At 68.1% G+C, this 16,989-nt stretch carries 15 protein-coding genes and 1 pseudogene; 10 read left to right on the top strand and 6 right to left on the bottom strand.

Going from position 1 to position 16,989, the window contains the following annotated elements; translation table 11 throughout:
• The 3 genes from BCD48_RS51065 to BCD48_RS05085 form a co-directional block, all read left to right on the top strand.
• A partial coding sequence (locus BCD48_RS51065) for a hypothetical protein (RefSeq protein WP_157910434.1) occupies positions 1-270 on the top strand: 270 nt, incomplete at its 5' end.
• Positions 271-381: 111 nt separating this feature from the next.
• A complete protein-coding gene (locus tag BCD48_RS05080) occupies positions 382-729 on the top strand; it encodes a hypothetical protein (RefSeq protein ID WP_071047077.1) in 348 nt (115 codons plus the stop codon).
• 399 nt (positions 730-1,128) lie between these two features.
• The gene (locus BCD48_RS05085) at positions 1,129-2,739 is read left to right on the top strand and encodes a S8 family peptidase (protein WP_157910435.1); all 1,611 of its coding nucleotides are present in this window, start codon (positions 1,129-1,131) and stop codon (positions 2,737-2,739) included.
• Between the two features lie 903 nt (positions 2,740-3,642).
• On the opposite strand, the gene BCD48_RS05090 is transcribed toward BCD48_RS05085, so the two are convergent.
• Both BCD48_RS05090 and BCD48_RS05095 read right to left on the bottom strand, forming a co-directional pair.
• On the bottom strand, positions 3,643-3,861 hold the full coding sequence (locus BCD48_RS05090) for an SDR family oxidoreductase (RefSeq protein WP_071047081.1): 219 nt from the start codon (positions 3,859-3,861) through the stop codon (positions 3,643-3,645).
• Between the two features lie 84 nt (positions 3,862-3,945).
• Positions 3,946-4,644, bottom strand: coding sequence for an IS6 family transposase (locus BCD48_RS05095; RefSeq protein WP_071047083.1), 699 nt, complete (start codon positions 4,642-4,644; stop codon positions 3,946-3,948).
• A gap of 476 nt (positions 4,645-5,120) precedes the next feature.
• On the opposite strand from BCD48_RS05095, the gene BCD48_RS05105 reads away from it, so the two are divergent.
• The 6 genes from BCD48_RS05105 to BCD48_RS05130 all read left to right on the top strand — a co-directional run bounded on the left by BCD48_RS05105 (position 5,121) and on the right by BCD48_RS05130 (position 10,414).
• Positions 5,121-5,540 (top strand): pyridoxamine 5'-phosphate oxidase family protein, encoded by a 420-nt coding sequence (locus BCD48_RS05105; RefSeq protein WP_071047086.1) that lies wholly within the window; start codon positions 5,121-5,123, stop codon positions 5,538-5,540.
• An 82-nt stretch (positions 5,541-5,622) separates the two neighbouring features.
• On the top strand, positions 5,623-6,879 hold the full coding sequence (locus tag BCD48_RS05110) for an amidohydrolase family protein (protein WP_071047087.1): 1,257 nt from the start codon (positions 5,623-5,625) through the stop codon (positions 6,877-6,879).
• A gap of 115 nt (positions 6,880-6,994) precedes the next feature.
• Positions 6,995-8,185 carry a cytochrome P450 gene (locus tag BCD48_RS05115; RefSeq protein WP_071047089.1) on the top strand — a complete coding sequence of 397 codons (1,191 nt, stop codon included), beginning with the start codon at positions 6,995-6,997 and terminating at the stop codon, positions 8,183-8,185.
• A 105-nt stretch (positions 8,186-8,290) separates the two neighbouring features.
• On the top strand, positions 8,291-8,587 hold the full coding sequence (locus tag BCD48_RS05120) for a hypothetical protein (RefSeq protein WP_241841521.1): 297 nt from the start codon (positions 8,291-8,293) through the stop codon (positions 8,585-8,587).
• A 100-nt stretch (positions 8,588-8,687) separates the two neighbouring features.
• Positions 8,688-9,665, top strand: coding sequence for an alpha/beta hydrolase (locus tag BCD48_RS05125; protein WP_071047091.1), 978 nt, complete (start codon positions 8,688-8,690; stop codon positions 9,663-9,665).
• A 185-nt stretch (positions 9,666-9,850) separates the two neighbouring features.
• The gene (locus tag BCD48_RS05130; protein ID WP_241841523.1) at positions 9,851-10,414 is read left to right on the top strand and encodes an HNH endonuclease; all 564 of its coding nucleotides are present in this window, start codon (positions 9,851-9,853) and stop codon (positions 10,412-10,414) included.
• Between the two features lie 404 nt (positions 10,415-10,818).
• Here the strand turns inward: BCD48_RS05130 and BCD48_RS05135 are convergent, their stop codons facing one another.
• Entirely contained in the window at positions 10,819-12,189 is a 1,371-nt protein-coding gene (locus BCD48_RS05135) for an alpha/beta hydrolase domain-containing protein (RefSeq protein ID WP_198543091.1), read from the bottom strand.
• A gap of 1,327 nt (positions 12,190-13,516) precedes the next feature.
• Here BCD48_RS05135 and BCD48_RS05140 point away from each other — a divergent pair.
• Positions 13,517-14,281: a TetR/AcrR family transcriptional regulator gene (locus BCD48_RS05140; protein WP_241841522.1), complete on the top strand. Its 765-nt coding sequence runs from the start codon at positions 13,517-13,519 to the stop codon at positions 14,279-14,281.
• Between the two features lie 411 nt (positions 14,282-14,692).
• Here the strand turns inward: BCD48_RS05140 and BCD48_RS52015 are convergent.
• The 3 genes and pseudogenes from BCD48_RS52015 to BCD48_RS50500 all read right to left on the bottom strand — a co-directional run.
• Positions 14,693-14,803: pseudogene (locus BCD48_RS52015) on the bottom strand (IS5/IS1182 family transposase); the annotation flags it as partial.
• 370 nt (positions 14,804-15,173) lie between these two features.
• The gene (locus tag BCD48_RS05145; protein WP_071047096.1) at positions 15,174-16,466 is read right to left on the bottom strand and encodes an ABC transporter substrate-binding protein; all 1,293 of its coding nucleotides are present in this window, start codon (positions 16,464-16,466) and stop codon (positions 15,174-15,176) included.
• Positions 16,463-16,720, bottom strand: a complete 258-nt coding sequence (locus tag BCD48_RS50500) for a hypothetical protein (protein WP_131803788.1) — start codon at positions 16,718-16,720, stop codon at positions 16,463-16,465. The genes BCD48_RS05145 and BCD48_RS50500 overlap by 4 nt, the downstream gene beginning before the upstream one ends.
• Positions 16,721-16,989 lie beyond the last annotated feature (269 nt).

The raw sequence follows: 16,989 nt of genomic DNA on the forward strand, positions 1-16,989 counted from the left end.
GCGACGCAGCAGCAGCTCGCGCAGCAGCTGCAGCCGTTCGGTCACCTCGGATCGACGCTCGGCTACCAGCCGCAGCTCCAGCAGGCCGCGCTGGCGAACGAGATCGCCAGGTGCGCTGCTCAGCAGCAGCTCCAGCAGGCCGCGATCGCGGGCGACATCGCCCGGGTCGCCGCCCAGCAGTCGCAGCTGCACCGCCAGGCGGCGCTCGGCGGCGATGCCGTCAATCGCCTCCAGGGAGTGGTTCCGCCTGCGTGGTCGGCCCTCGTCTGACGGCTGCCTCACCGCGACGGCGGTCGCCGGAAGGTTCAGCGGCCGCCGTCGCCCCGGCGCGAGAAGGCACGACTCAGTACCCGACGCTGACCACTTCGAATGGAACCGTCTATGTCAACGGTAAGCAGCCTGCCATATCTCGGCACGACGGCGAATGGGTCGTCGTCCCGGCAGTGGTCACAGCAGCCAGGCGCACTGTTCGCTGGGCTCGCCGGCCCGGCGGTACCCGCGCAGGACACGTACCGCGCCCAGGCCGAGCTGTTCCTGCAGCGAATCCACACCTGGCTGGAGCGAGTGACGCCGAGCATCCCGCAGGTCGCGCAGTTCATCCCGCCGACCGTGGTCGCCGTGGAGCTCTACCGGGCACGGCGTACTCAGGAGTCCCTGGCACACGCATCTTCGATCGCGATGTCGCTCCAGCAGGTGATAGCCATGAACCCCGCGCTGCCGCCGCTGTGACGTGAAGTCCGAACGGCCGCGTAGCGAGCGGGCGGCTCAGAACCTTGGGTCTCCCACTGTCCGGACGACTTTCCTGACGACGAGGACGCGATTTCCCGTCCGGTCCTGCGGCCGCTCGGTTTGAGGCCATCATCGACCGCGGCGGCCGCACGTCCCGCGCCATTCACTCCTCACTACCGCGTGACCGGCACGAGCCCGCAATCGCGACAGATCGGGCCATCGCGCAACGATTCCCCCGACTTTCTGAGCCTCTCGGTAGGAGCGCTGACAGCACAGATGGAGAAGAAAAACCCGAAAGAAGAAGCATCGGCCCCGAGGTCGCCGCACGAAGTCGGGCGTCGCAACGGCCGATACCTCGTTGGCGCGGCGCCCCAGGAACTGCTGCCGGCGGCGGTGAGCGTGGCCGATCCCAACGTGCTCTTCGAGCGGATTGGGGCGCTGCCGGGCGTCACGTTCCACCGGGAGCTGAAAATATCCGCCAACCTCCCCGTCGGCACGTTCGCGACCGGTGTCACCCAGCCATCCAAGATCGCGATCTTCGAGATGCCTGTGGAACGGGCCGCTGCGCTCTGTCAGGCCCCCGAAGTGCTGATCGAACCAGACCGGAGGCTGAACCTCTGCGACACCGCCGCGACGGCGACTCGCATCCTGCCTGACCCGGGGACAGTCGTCTCCCTCGGCGCGGAGACGAAACTGTCGTTCAAGGTCCAGGGCCGGGACGGCAAGAGTGCACCCGGCGCGAGCGTGCTGGTCCAGGGCCGGAACCTCCTGGTCCAGGGGATCACTGGCCAGGACGGCAAGGTCTCGGTGACACTGATCGCCGATACTCCCGACACCGTTCAGAACGTCTACGTCCGACCGGCGTCGGGCTACTGGGAGCGCTCGATCGACCGTCCGCGGCTGTCGTCCAGCGGGGACAACCTGATCGTCTTGGAGCCGCTGAGCCGGCTGCTGCCCGACTTCCCGGCCCAGCAGCAGTTCAGCTGGGGCCAGCGGGCCCTCGGGATTGACCGCATCCCGCCGACCTACCGCGGCGACGGCGTGAGGATCGCCATCATCGACTCGGGCGTCGACGTCGGCCACCCCGACCTGAGCGGCCGGATCACCAGCGGGCTCGACCTGGTCGACCGGGAGGGCAAGGGGTGGGGCAGCGACGAAGTCGGGCACGGCTCGCACTGCGCGGGCATCATCGCCGGGGCCGACACTGGACGCGGCATCGTCGGCATCGCGCCGGGCGCGGAGGTCCACGTCTGCAAGATCTTCCCGGGCGGTCGGTTCAGTGATCTCATCGAGGCGCTCGACTACTGCATCGCCCAGAAGGTCGACGTCGTGAACATCAGCCTAGGTGCCGACGCTGGATCGATCTTCGTATCCCGCAAGATCGAGGAGGCCAGGCAGGCCGGGGCCGCGTGCATCGTGGCCGCGGGCAACGCCGCAGACCAGCCGGTCCGGTTCCCGGGTTCGCTGCCGACGGTTTTCACGGTGTCCGCGATGGGCCGGGTCGACACCTTCCCAGCCGAAAGCAACCATGCCCGGCAGGTTCTCGGCCAGCCCACCCAGGACGGCTACTTCACCGCGAAGTTCGCCAGCGTCGGGCCGGACATCGACGCCGTCGCCCCCGGCGTCGCGATTGTGTCGTCCGTGCCCGGCGGGGACTACGCATCCCTGGACGGAACGTCGGTGGCCGCCGCGCATGTCACCGGCCTCGCCGCGCTCGTCTTGGCCCACCGGGCGGACTTCCGGCGGCAGTTCGCGAGCCCGGCAGACCGGGTGCAGCGGCTGTTCGACGTCCTGGCGGCCAGCTGCCGGCCGCTGCCCGAGTTCGGGCCCGGCCGGGCCGGCGCTGGTCTGCCCGACGCTGCCCAGGCGCTCGGTCTCGCGGTCGCTCCGGTCCCCGTACCTGGACCAGGCGCTCCCGCGGCGCAGGCGATGACCGAGGTACGGGTGCTGCTGGGCACCTTGCGGGTCTCGATGGAGCGCGCCGGCCTGACGGCCGGGTCGGTCGTCTAGCCGCCGACCGGCTGTTCTCGACAGGTTCGAGGGGCTCCGCGGAGCCCGTCATGGCGGTGCGGTGGACCAGAGGCGGCCACCGGTTGGTCGTCGCGGGTTGCGACGACCAACCGGTGACCGCGGCCGCTTCGTCCGGAGTGCCGAAACCGGTCGTGGCCGACGCTTGGATGACGTGGAGTCCGCGACGAATCCTGAAGTTGCCCGGACACGGGGCAGGACGCCGCCGCGGCCGGCGTGCCGTGGGCTCGATGGCCGGGGACGAGAGGTAGGGAGCCGACCCGAGACTCCCCGGTGTGGCGGGGCTCGCCGGAACGCCAGCGGAACGAGGACCTCGTCGACGATCTTGGCGATCAAGTCGAGAGGAACCGGTGTCGGCTGGAGCGACAGCTCGGCGTGGAGCAGGTCGACGGGAAGCGCGCGAGGCGGCGCGGAACGCTGTCGAGGTTGATCTCGCCCCGTCGGCCGGCTTCCCAACCGCCCACCGCGCTCACCGTGACCAACCAACAGCGCCGCCCGCCACGCCGCCTCCCGCCGCACCCGCCCAACCTGTCAGACGTGACCGTCTCGTCCTGACACGAGCGGCTGAACCGTCTCGTGGCAACGCTGCCGACGCCGGGCACCGGTGCCTGCGGAATGTCCGTGCGGCGCTGCGATACCCGCGTGGGCACAGGTGGAGCCCCCGGGAGGGCGTCGAAGCCGGAGCGCACAGACCATGCTCGGATGGTGCCCGCTCGTGCGCTCCGGCTTTCCGTTGCCGCGGCCTGGAGAGAAGCGCCAGGCCGCCGGTGCTGACCAGCCCTGTGAAGCGGCGGGCTGGCGCCGGCCAAGCGGCCCCCCGAGGCCGCTCGACGGGGCGCGGGCCTGCCGGTCTCTCTTCCTGCGCGGCGGCTGGAAGCCGCCGTGTCAGCCGGTGGGGCCGTTGGGGAATTTGATCAGAGCACCGGCGTCCACGCGGATCTGCTGCCCGGTGATGTAGCGGGCCTCCTCGCCGGCCAGGAAGAGCGCGAGATTCGCGACGTCCTCCGGCTCCACATAGGGAATCGGCATGGCCTGGAAATAGGTGAAGGCAGGCAGCACGTCGTCGAGCGTCGGCTCCTCCAGGTCATCAGGGCGGAAAACCATGACAGCGCGAACCGCGGGCGCCAGCGAACGGCGGTGTTGCGTTGAGCCGGCGTGGGGCGTGGCAAGGACCGGTGGTTTGCCTGGTCAGACGGCCTGGGCGAGTTCGGCGAAGGCTGCCGTGAGCCGCTGGTGGGGCTGGGCGTCGACGCCGAGTTCGTAGTGGCCGCGGCGGATGTTTTGGACCAAGGCGTGCCCGGCTCCGATCACCTGGGCGGCGCGCAGCTGTTTGAGGCCGCGCATCGGCCGCAGTCGCGCTTTCAATCGGCCATGATCGGCCTCGATCGGGTTGTTGGCGTATCGGGCGTCGACGTGGTGGGCGGCGGGCAGCTGCTCGTCGAGGACCCGTGGGTAGGCCGCGGCCCGGTCGGTGGTCACCTCGGTCGGCCGGCGGCCGTGCGACAGAGCCGTGGTGAGGAAGCGGCGCGCCGCTGCCAGGTCCCGCTTCTCGGAGGCGAGCACGTCGATGACCTGGCCGAACTGGTCGATCGCCCGGTACAGGTGGCACCACCGGCCCGCGATCTTGACGCACGTCTCATCCGTGAACCACTTGTCGCCAGGGCTGTGGCGGCACGGCCGGGCGGTGTCGATCAGCAGGGGAGTGAACCGCTGCACCCATCTGAAGATCGTGACATGGTCGACTTCGAGGCCGCGTTCGGCCAGCAGTTCCTCGACGTCCCGCCAGGACAGGTCACAGCGCAGATACCACCATACGGCCAGCGTGATCACCTCTGGTGGAAACCGGAAGCGCGAGGCGGTCACGCCGACGGTGGACCACGCGATCATGCCTGACAGGCAGATCCAACCCCGGCGCCGACCAACGCAACTGCGCCTTCGAGCACCATCTTGACAGTATGCGACCGGTGGTCGCATACTCCAGCGGCGGAACGCGATCGTCGATCGCATCCCTGTCGGGTCGAGGGGCCCAGACTGGTGGCTGTCGGTCGCGCCGGTCCGCCCAGGTCGTGGATGTCGGGCACGCCCATCGGTGATCATCATCCGCGACGAGGCGGAAGGAGGCCTGTGACTGCGGCGACGGGCGGACGTGGTGCGCCAGAGGTCGCCGAGCGCGCCTTCGTCCCTGTGGTTCTCGCGCTCCCAGTGGACCGAGGCGCCGATGCCATCGAGATCAGGTACGTCGAGTGGGTGAGCCCTGTGGCGAAGGGCGCCACGGTCCTGTACCGCCCGCGGGTGTGGCGGGATGGGCGGATTTTCCGGAGGGGAACATGACAAAGGAGCAGCGGCGGGGCAGGAAGATCGCGATGAGCCCGGAGGAGGTCGATGCCTTTCTCACGGCAGAAAGAACGTGCCGGGTCGCGACGTCTTCCCCGACAGGTCCGCACCTGACGCCGCTGTGGTTCGTCTGGGACGGCACGGCTCTGTGGGTCAGCTCGCTCGTGAAGAGCCAGCGATGGACCGACATCGAGCGGGACCCACAGGCCGCCGTTCTGGTGGACGGCGGCCACGAGTTCAGAGAACTGCACGGCGTGGAACTGCGCGGCCGCTTCGAGAGCGTGGGCGAGATTCCTCGGACGGGTATCCCGGAGCCCGCGCTCGAGACCGTGGAGCTGCTGCACGCCCGCAAGTACACCGGCCGCGATGAGAAACATTACGACGGTCGCCACGGCTGGTTGCGCCTAGTGCCAGAGAAAATCACCAGCTGGGACTTCCGGAAGATGTGACCAGCGGTTTCGCCTGGTAGGCGAGACCGAGGCAATGCGGCCAGCCGCGCGGGAAATGATCTCACAAAAGCCGAGGAGGGACATGAACGTCGACGAGATGGTCCTGGTCAGTATCGACGATCACGTGGTCGAACCGCCGGACATGTTCAGGAACACCGTTCCGGCGAAGTGGGCCGACGAGGCGCCGCACGTGGTCACCGACTCCGGCGGTGTGGACCGGTGGGTCTATCAGGGAAAGACGGTCGGGGTCAGTGGGCTGAACGCGGTGGTCTCCTGGCCGGCCGAGGAATGGGGCCGCGACCCGGCCGGCTTCGCCGAGATGCGCCCGGGCGTGTACGACATCCACGAGCGCGTTCGGGACATGGACCGCAACGGGATCCTCGCCTCGATGTGCTTCCCGACGTTCGCCGGATTCAGCGCCGGTCACCTCAACCACCACAAGACCGACCTCACCGTCATCATGATCCGGGCGTACAACGACTGGCACATCGACGAATGGGCCGGCACCTACCCAGGCCGGTTCATCCCACTCGCGCTGCTGCCGACCTGGGACCCGCAGCTGATGGTCGACGAGATCCACCGCGTCGCGGCCAAGGGCGCCCGAGCTGTCACCATGCCGGAGCTACCCCACCTCGAGGGGCTGCCCAGCTACCACGACCTGATCTACTGGGGCCCGGTGTTCGAAGCGCTCTCGGAGACCGGTGTCGTGATGTGCCTGCACATCGGCACGGGCTTCGGCGCCATCAAGGGCGCCCCGGACGCCCCGATCGACAACCTGATCATCCTGGCCTGCCAGATCTCCTCGATCGCGGTGCAGGACCTGCTGTGGGGCCCGGCGATGCGCAGCTATCCCGACCTGAAGCTCGCCTACTCCGAGGGCGGGATCGGCTGGATCCCGTTCTACCTGGACCGCTGCGACCGGCACTACACCAACCAGCGCTGGCTGCGCCGCGACTTCGGCGGCAAGCTGCCGTCCGAGGTGTTCCGCGACCACTCGCTGGCCTGCTACGTCACCGACCCAACGTCGCTCCGGCTCCGCCACGAGATCGGAATCGACATCATCGCCTGGGAGTGCGACTACCCGCACGCCGACTCGATCTGGCCCAACGCCCCCGAGTTCGTCCTAGGTGAGCTGAACAACGTCGGCGCCGACGACGCCGACATCAACCAGATCACCTGGGAGAACGCCAGCCGCTTCTTCAACTGGAACCCGTTCGCCGTAGTCCCGAAAGAGAAGGCAACGGTCGGCGCCCTGCGGGCCCAGGCAGCCGACGTCGACACCGCCGTCACCTCCCGGCGCGAATGGGCCCGGCGCTACGCCGAGCGTCAGCCCGTCTGAGCCACGGTCCGCCACGGCCGAAGCCGCGCCTGGGCCGCACTCGCACCCCTGGCGTCCTACCGAATCATCTCCATCCCGTCCGTGCCGTGACCGCGGCAGGCGAAGGAAGGCCAGCATGACCGAGGATCTGTACTGGGATCCGTACGACAAGCAGATCGACCTCGATCCACACCCGCTGTGGCGGCGGATGAGAGACGAACAGCCCGTCTACCGGAACGAGAAGTTCGACTTCTACGCGTTGTCGCGGTTCGCCGACGTGGACGAGGCCCACCTCGACCCCGTCACCTACAGCTCCCGCTACGGCACGGTGCTGGAGATGATGACCCCGGAGCCCTGGGACACCGGGCAGATGATCTTCATGGATCCGCCGACCCACACGACCCTGCGGGTACTGGTCTCCCGGGCCTTCACCCCGCGCCGAGTCGGCGGCCTGGAAGGTGCCATCCGCGAGACCTGCGCGCAGCTGCTCGACCCGCACGTCGGCGGCGACGGGTTCGACTACGTGCAGGACTTCGCCGCGCAGCTGCCTTCCATCGTCATCTCCCGGCTCATCGGGGTCGACCCGCAGGACCGCGAAGAGGTCCGCCACATGATCGACGGAACCTTCTACCACGACGAGACCGCCGGGATGGCCAACGAGATCGCCCTCGCCGCCGCCAGGAAGCTGCACGAGTACTTCACCGAGCAGATCGAAGCCCGCCGCGCCGCACCTCGCGACGACCTGATGACCGCCCTCGTCCAGGCCGAGGTCCGCGCCGCCGACGGCGGCACCCGCCGGATCTCGACGCGGGAAGCCACCGACTTCACCACCCTGCTCACCGCCGCCGGCACCGAGACCGTCGCCCGCCTCCTCGGCTGGGCCGCCGACATCCTCGCCGCCCACCCCGACCAGCGGGCCGAGCTGGCCGCCGACCCGTCCCTAACCAGGAACGCCGTCGAGGAGACCCTGCGCTACGAGGCGCCCTCACCCGTCCAGGGACGGGTCACCACCCGCGACGTCGAACTGCACGGGATCACGATCCCGGCCAAGTCCAAGGTCCTCCTGCTGACCGCCTCCGCCGGCCGCGACGACCGTAAATACGCCGACCCCGACGCCTACGACATCCACCGCGGCTTCGACAGCCACGTCGCCTTCGGCCACGGCATCCACTTCTGCCTCGGCGCCGGCCTCGCACGCCTGGAAAGCCGTATAGCGATCGAGGAAACCCTCAAGCGCTTCCCGACCTGGGAGGTCAACCACGACGACGCCGTCCGCCTCCACACCAGCACCGTGCGCGGCTACGAGAAGCTACCCATCGCCGTCTGAACCCTCGGACCCGCCAGTCGAAAGATCGCCGACCCCGCCGCCGGGCGCCCTCGCCTGTGGCTGCGCCTCGGCTTCCTGCTGATGCTGGCCGGGGCGGTTCTGGCCGTGTCGGCCTACGCGCTCTCGCACGGCACCCGGGATCCGCTGGTCCAACGGGATGCGATCACCCTCGGCCTGGCCGGGGTGACCTCCGCCGTCATCGGCTCCGGGATCTTCCTGCGCTACTCGCTGACCGGCTTCCTGCGGTTCTGGCTGGCCCGCCAGTCCTACGACCTAGCCCTGCTCGCCGACCGCCTGCTCGAACGGGACACCAGCCGCGACCTCACCGGCCCCGACCCTCGTCCGGCGTCCGAGGTCGTGACGCCGCCGGCACGCAATGCCGTCGCCTCATCCCGGCCGTAGCCGCCGACGCCCTCATCGGAACGTACTGCCGTCGTGCGGCCAACCGATCCAGCCCCACGGCCGGCATCTCGCTCGCCACGTACAGGACTGTGAGGTTCGAATGAGCACGGCAGGCTACCCGGCGCCACCCATGGACGCCGACTGCGCAGCCGTATGGCGCGACATCCTCGACCGCTATTTCGGCGGGGTCCCGTCGGAGCTGACCGAAGAGACCCTTCCGATTTCTCGCGCCTTCAACGTCCCGGGCCGGGACTATCTTCTCAAACTGTTCCCGTTCACCGAACAGGAACGCGCGATCACCGGCCCCGAATCACAAATCGTTCTGTCCGTCTTCACACCCCCAGATCATGCCGGCGTGGGCCCAGGAATCTTCTGGATACACGGTGGTGGGATGGCCTACGGGGACCGCTTCAGCGCGCTGCCCGCACTCCGGCTCGCCACGGCCGCCGGCGCGACTGTCGTCTCCGTCGAGTACCGACTCGCTCCCGAGCACCCCTACCCCGCGCCCGTCGACGACTGCTACGCCGCGTTGCTCTGGGCCGCCGAGCAGGCCGACCAGTTGGGGATCGACCCAGGCGCGTTGATCCTCGCTGGCAGCAGCGCAGGTGGCGGCCTGGCCGCCGCGACGGCCCTACGCGTCCGCGACCAGGGTGGGCCTGGCCTCGCCGGGCTCCTGCTGCTGAGCCCGATGCTCGATGACCGCATGCAGACCCCGTCGTCCCACCTCACGGGCGACCTTCTATGGAGCCGGACCAGCAACCAGACCGGCTGGCGCATGCTGCTCGGAGATCGCGTCGGCGCCGACGGCGTCTCCAGCTACGCCGCTCCCGGCCGCGCGACCGACCTGTCCGGCCTCCCCCCGACCTTCATCGACGTCGGCTCCGTCGACCTCTTCCGCGACGAGGACGTCGCCTTCGCCTCCACCATCTGGGCCAGCGGTGGCGACGCCGAACTGCACATCTGGCCCGGTGGCTTCCACGGCTTCGAGGACATGGCACCCGACTCCGCGCTCGCCACCGACGCCTTCACGGCACGTGAACGCTGGCTCACTCGCGTCCTCGCCCGCACGCGCCGGTGACCGTCCCGAACGGGCGCTTTCGAGAGTCGGTCAGGCCCAACACACCCACGCGGGTGCGTCGGCCGGCGAACGGGAGCGAGGGCCGGCCACGATCCCCGGGCTGAAGGCGAAGCGGGCGCCCCGACACCCCTGGAACGGCCCCGCCCACCCAGCCGAGCGATCGTACCGTCAATACTGATTTCAGTATCGTCGCACAGTTCCAGGCCGAGTTCCGGGGTGTCGCGGAGTACTACCKGTTGGCGTTCAACCGTCATCGGCTCGGCTACCTGAGGTACGTCACGGAACGGTCGCTGACCAAGACCCTGGCCCGCAAGTACCGGATCACGGTCCCGAAGGTCTACCGCCGTTACCGAGCCGTACTCGACACCGAGCACGGTCCACGYCGTGGCCTTCAGGTCACCGTGGGCCTCGATGGCGGACGACCGCTGCTGGTGGCGCAATGGGGCGGCATCAGCCTGGCACGGGACACCACGCCACGGCCCCTCGACGACAATCCGCCACGCATCTGGAACGGAAACCGGTCGGAGCTTGTTCAACGGCTCCTGGCCGAGGTCTGCGAACTATGCGGCTCCACGGAACAGGTCGAAGTGCACCACATCAGGCGCTCAAAGACCTCAAACCCCAAGGGGCGGAAACAGCAACCCGAATGGGTTACGCGGATGGCCTCCCGCCACCGCAAGACCCTCGTCGTCTGCCGCAGCTGCCACGAGGACATCCACGCCGGACGTCCCACACGCAGACCGCGATAAGCACTGGAGAGCCAGCTGCTACGGAAAGCGGGCACGGCTGGTTCGGAGGGGGGCCGTCGGAAAAGGGCCAGGTCAACTGGTACCTCGCCGGCAGCCTACCCTACCTCACGTCCGGATCTACGAGCGCCGAGGGGTGAGACTCCCCTCGGCGACTCACCCACAGTCCCGACGTGCGAGACAACATCACGGCCGCCGACCTCGACCGACAGCCCTTTCGACCAGCCCGTAGACCTCACCTGGAAAGTGCCTCTGATCTGTAGACGCCCGGGCTTCAGACACCCGAATCGTCCCAGGCCAGAGGCACTTTCCCGTTCCCGGTTCCCACCGTTCAGCTAGATCAACAAGACTCGGCCGCTCACACGGCGTCACCTCCCGCTGTCTGCTGGGCACACGAATAGCCGAGGTTAGCCGCCGATGCTGGATCTGGCGGCTGCTGTGACAAGCTCAGCCGCGTCGGCCGGGCGGATAAAGCCCGCGAAAACAGCAGATCCGGTAGCGGCCGCCCAGCGCTCGACGAAATGCACGTGGGTGGGATACAGGGCTTCCAGCTTCACGGCGTCGAAGGGGACGGTCGTGCCGAACAGGCGGCAGAAGCTCGCCCCGGGCTGGCCGAGCCCGGACAGGGTCGCGACCGGCACGTCGACGGCGGGCGTGCGGACGCCACCCTTGACGTTGCCATTGGCGTCGAGGACGAAGGCGGGTGCGGAACCAGATGTGGTCACCTGCAGGCGGGGCGCCACGGCGGGAGCGACTCCTGCGGTTACCCAGCGGTTCAGTGCGTACTGGGCGCCGTCCATGACGTAGTGCATCGGGCCGGTGTTGATCGGTGTGTCGCAGGTGAAGCCGGTTGTGCCGGTTGGTGGGTTGAGCATGGAGTTTAGCTGCTGCAAGCCGGCCGCTCCGCTGCCGTTGTCGCCAGGGCCGACGGTAAGGGTGTAGTTGTCGCCGTGCGACGTGCCGGCCATCTCCCAGAGTCGGATCCCCGGGGAGTCAGGCTGTCTGGCCGCCAGGTAACCGAGCAGCATCAGGTCAGTCTCCGTCTGCACGGTAAGCACCGGCACGCCTAGGTCCGGGCGGAGGTGGACGACCTGAGGGGCCTGGACGTCGGGCTGGGGTGCCTGCGAAAGTGCCGCGCTGCCGCCTGCCCGGCTGTGCAGAAGGAAACCGTTGTACACATGCGCGAGGGGTTGAATCGCATTGACGTAGGCGGTGAGGCGGGACGCGGACTGCGACTCCCCTTCGGCGAGCATGGCGCGAGGGCGACGCTGGCCGAGGATCGTGGGCGCGGAGTCCAATATGGCCTGGCCAGCCTGAGAGAAGATGTCGTATGAGTAGCTGTCGCCAGGATGGGACAAGGCTGCGTAGCGAACCGGGTCCGTGGTCTTGTTGGCGGCCACTCCCACAGCCTGGGCGGAGACGCCGACCCAGGCGAAGCCATCGCGGATCAGCTCGTTGTGAGTGTAGGTCCAGTCCACAGCCACGTCCGACCCGCCGGTGACGTTCAGCCATTCCACGATGACGGACCCGTTAAATCGGGCCGGGTTGGCTGGCCGATACACCACGATCCGGGTGGTGTATGGAGCTGCACTCGCCGGCGCCACCTGCCAGCGCCCGTCGGAGCCGAGCGCTGCCGTCGGCGCATAGGATGTCGCGTTCCCGGACAGGAAGAATTCCGATTGCGTGTATCCCACGCTCGCCAGGTCGATCGTCGTTCCCCGCAGCACCGTGGCGCCGTTTCCGCCTGTCACCGGTCCGGTGACAGTTGGGCTCGCCACTACGGGACTCGCCGAAGCCGGGGCGCTGGCACTAGCCTGCGCGGCGACCGTAGAGGCCGCCCCGAGTAATAGTAGGGCGGTTGCCGTAACCACTATCAGACCTCGCGGGGCCCGTCTCGTCCATCCGCATTTCATACCCATTCCCCACACCTCTCCCGACTCTCCAATTCGACCACGACAACTAGCGCTCCCCACAGCGACAAGGAACGGAACCGCGGCAGACATCGATAAGATTCCACCAGGAACGTTTACCTCAGGCTTTAATCACAGGACTCACCCCTTCTCACCGGAGAAGCAATCCATCTCGCGGGCGACGTCTTTTCGGCGCCTACCGCCACCGGGTACGCCGTGAGCCAGACCGGTCTTGTGGGGTTTCGACGCCGCCCTTTGCGCACTCCATCCCTGTCTCGCCGCTGCCGAAATGTGCTGGTTCACGACCTGCCTGGCCGGCCGCGTTGTCTCGCGGTCGCGGCCAGCCAATGCCCAGCACCAGCGCGGCGACTGCTGTCATGGCGTTCGTGTTCGGCTGGTGGCCGATGCCCGGTTTGCGTCGGAGCCGTCCACCCAGCGGACCGCCGGGGCGGCGCACACGTCGTGTCCGGCGCTTGAGGTATCGACATCGACGAGCGGCAACGGGCATTCGGCGCCAGGCTGAAGGTCTCCTCGATCGCGGTCCCCACCGCGGCGAGCTGCTCGCTGTCGTGGATGCTGTTGACGTTGCCGGCGCAGGAGGCTGGCGGGTCCGGGCGCAGGCGTGGGTAGCCGACAAGGTGCACCAGCGCGTTCGGCGGGGCCGACGGTCCCGAGGAGCCCGGACACGATCGGCGCGCAGGGATGCCGCTGCCTGGGCTGTCTGCCCGGTACTGGGCAGCCCTGTGCGTGGCTGGCCCGTCCGGGCCGCGTTCATGCTGAGCAGCGTGGCGACGCCGTAGCCGAGGTCGCCGCTGCCCGCCTCAATCGTTATGAGCCGGGTGTCGGCGGTGTCGGCATCTGGCTGCGGTGGATGGTCACCTTGCGGTGTGCAGAGCAGGTTGGCTGTCGTGGCGCCGCCACAGGTCACGTCGGTCAGGTCGAGGCCCAACCGGGCGGCCACCTGGTGGGGATGGTTGCGCGCGGGGCGCAGACATCCGCCGCTGATGTCGGACCAGATGCCCGGGCCGGCGGCGAGGACCGCACTGACGCGCACGACGACCGGTAATCGGCTCAGGAGTCGCGGCCGCATGCGCCTACCTTCCACGCGAACGTCGTTCGCATCTCGGTCGGCACAGTATGCGAACCTCGTTCGCCTACTGTCAAGGTGGTGTTTTATGAGCTGGTGGAACGGCAAGTGACCGCGGAGACCGACGGTTCCGAGACCCCGGCGCATGAGCGCGAGACGGCGCCGCCCGCGCCCGGGTCGGCTTACTGGTGGGCGGAGCGCGCCGCGGCAACCGGCAGGCGCAGGCCGCGCACGGGCGGCTTGTCGGTCGAACGTATCGTCGCCGCTGCGGTGGAGGTCGTACAGGAGCGCGGACTCGAGGCTCTGACAGTGCGCGCCGTCGCCGACCGGCTCGGTACCGGCGGCGCATCCCTCTATCGGCACATCGCCAGCCTCGATGAGCTGATCGTGCTCATCGTCGACCACACCATGGGCGATGTCCGGCTTGATCGCACCGGCCGGGGCTGGCGCACCGACATCGAGGCGCTGATGCGCGAGATGCGGCGGGTCATGCTCGACCAGCCGCTGCCCTCGTCAGTGACGCGAGGCAAGCCGGCCCTCGGACCGAACATGCTCCGCGTTATCGACTCCGCGCTCGCGCTGTTCCTCGATGCCGGACTCACCGACAAGCAAGCGACCTCGGCGACCACCGCGATGATCGATTTCGTGGTGGGCGCCACCAGCATCCAACGCAGCAACGCCGRCCGAAGCTCGATCGGAGCGGCAGGGACCGCCGGATTCAGCCAGCTTCTCGACAGCCTCCCCGCCGACGAGTTCGCGGCGCTTCGCGCGGCCGGGACGACCTTCATGGCCGCGTCCGGGGACGACGTCTTCACCGACGGCATGGCCATCTTCCTCGACGGTGTGACCAGCCGGTTCCTCCGCGAGCGCTGAAGAGAACAGACATGGACGAACGTTGGCTCGACGGTTCGACTTGTTGGATCTTTGGTGGGCGGAGTAGTCGGTGCAACACCGATATGATCTTGCTGTTACGCGAGTTCGCGGATGGACGCTGGTGGCTGGTTCACCCACTTTCACGACGTGATCTGGAAATCGTCGCCGCCCGGCGCGTGCGGCTGGGTTTGAGGTGCCAGGGTAAGCGTGCGCCTGGCGCGCGCTTACCCTGGCAGGTCGACGTGGAGCGATATGGACGACCCGGTGGTGTCAGGCGGCGTGTGGTCGGGGGTGGCCCGAAGCGTTGGTGGTGTTCGCTGCGGACCCGGGCGCGTTCGCGTCGTTGAGCGGCCAGGACACCGGGGTGGCGGGCGTGGGTGTTGCGCCAGCGCAGGTATGCCTGCAGGTCGACCCGCTCCGATCGGTGGCGTGCACGCTCTGACTATCGAGGATGCCCGCCTCGGGAGTCGGATCCCGGCTGCCAGAGACGCGGTCGCGTTCACGTACTCGGGCCAGGATCTGCTACCAGCAGCAATGCGCCCCACTACCTGACGACCGGGCCGTGACCCTGCGGCGCCTGTACTGCTTCTTCGCTCTGGAGGTCGGTACCCGCGACGTCCACTTGCTCGGAGTCACCAATCACCCGAACGGGCCGTGGACGACCCAGATGAGTAGCCGGGGGCGGTCACACCCCCGGCTCTCGCAGAACCCGGCGTAAACCTCACGAGTTACCCGGAGCCGATCATCAAACGTCGGGTGCACCCCACCCACCAGTGAGCGATCAGGTCCCGATCGCGTACTGCGATATTCGCGAGGACCTTCGACGCCCGCATGCAGCGACGACGCAACCGTCTGAATTTCGCATGGCGTCAGACGCATCGTCGCGAGCCCGTCAGGGCTGCTGGTTCAGGGCAGCCATCTGCTCCGGGCTGATGACGTCGCCGCATATCGCCGTGTTACTGGTCGGCTGGAACCTGGATCCGTCGAGGCTGATCTTGATGGCGTAGTTGCAGGTCGAGGTCTGGCGGAAGTTCGTGGACAGGTCGATGCTGGTGTCGGGGGTCATGCCGGCGCCGTCGTAGTCCTTGACGGCACGCAGTCCGGAGATGAAGGACTCCCGGGTCGGGCATTTTCCAGCGACTTCGAGGCCGCGGATGAACAGGTCGGCGGAGATCCAGCCGTCGACGGCGAGGTCCTGGGTCGGTGGCTGGATCTCTGGGGCGTAGTCGCTCATCGCCTGCTTGAACTTCTGCTGGCCGGGGGTGTTCAGCTCGAAGGGCTGGATGGAGGTGAAGATGGAGGCACCGGCGAGCGCAGGGCCGAACTGGGTGAGATTGCTACTGTCGTAGCCTAGAGGCATCAGGGCGACCTTGAGGCTGCCACCGACGGTGACGCCGATCTTGGCGAGCTCGGGGAGCAGCTTCGCGGCCGCGTCCGGGAGCAGGACGCCCGCGAGGGCGTCGATGTTGTTGGCCTTGATCTGCTGGGCGACGGTGTGCCAGCTGGTGATCTCACCGATGTAGAAGGTCTTCACGACCTGGACGTCGTTCGCCTTCAGGCTCGCCACGATCTGCTGGGTGAAGTCCCCGTTCGTGGCGTTCGCGTCGATCGCGAAGACGCCCGCGCGGGTGCCGCCCTGGTCGTGGACGTACTTACCCCAGGTCGTGCTGGAACCGTCCCCGAGGTACACCCACGAGAACATGTTGTTCATCCCCAGCCAGACCGGGTCGCTCCCCAGGCCCGTGACGGGGATGTTGCGCTGCTGCAGGAGCTTGGCCGACTGGGTGCCGGCGCCCGGCGAGTAGATGAGCCCGAAGATCTTCTCCTGGTCGAGGAGCTCCTGGACCGCGCTCAGGTTGAGCTGCTGGTCCCCCTGGTCGTCCCGCCAGGCGTAGACGACCTTGCGCCCGTAGACGCCGCCATCCTCCTCGTTGGCGGCATGGAAGCGGGCGTCCGCACCGGCCCGGAAGGACCGCATGGTTACCGCCGCCGGCCCGGTGTCACTCCAGACCATCCCGGCCTTGACCTCGGTGGGCGTGATGCCAGGCACCGTCGCCGAACACGCCCCACCCGCCCCCTCCGCACCCGGTCGCTCACCGCAGGCGACCAGTGAGGCGGCCAGACCGCCAGCGCTCATCGCGAGCGCCGCCGCTCTCACTAATCGACGCCTGACTGGCGACCTCATGCCACGACTCCTTCGGCGTCATCAAAGAGGTCCGCGACGCGTCCCTGTCCCCCGAATAAATGGTGGAGCCGGATCGGCGTTCCGTGAGGATCAAGGCCGATAGTTATCGTCGATTTGCCCGTGGTGCTAGGCGGTCCGAAGGCAGGGAACGCCCGTTGGATGAGCTCGTCGTGGGCGGCGTCGACGTCGGCGACAGTCACCGCTACTTTTGGCCAGCCGTAGGGCATTGGCTCGAGGTATGTCTGTGTTTCCATAGGTCCAGCCTTCCTTGAACTCGATGGTTGTACGAGAAGATCTGGGATGCCCGCGTCGGGGGTAGTCCGTTCTCGGGCGGCGGCGCGGGCCTTGCATCGTCCTAGTGCCTCGTGATTCCGCTTCCTTTATTTACCATTGTTGTCGACCAACTTCTTGATGTTGGTCTGGACCAGTTTGACCTTGGCGAGGATCTCGTCGGCGGTCGCGGTCCAGACGAACGGCTCCGCGTCGGCGTTCCAGTAGGCGATGTAGTCCTGGATCTGCTTGA

Origin of the sequence: Pseudofrankia coriaricola, assembly GCF_001854805.1 — a bacterium.
In the GTDB taxonomy this organism is placed as follows: domain Bacteria; phylum Actinomycetota; class Actinomycetes; order Frankiales; family Frankiaceae; genus Pseudofrankia.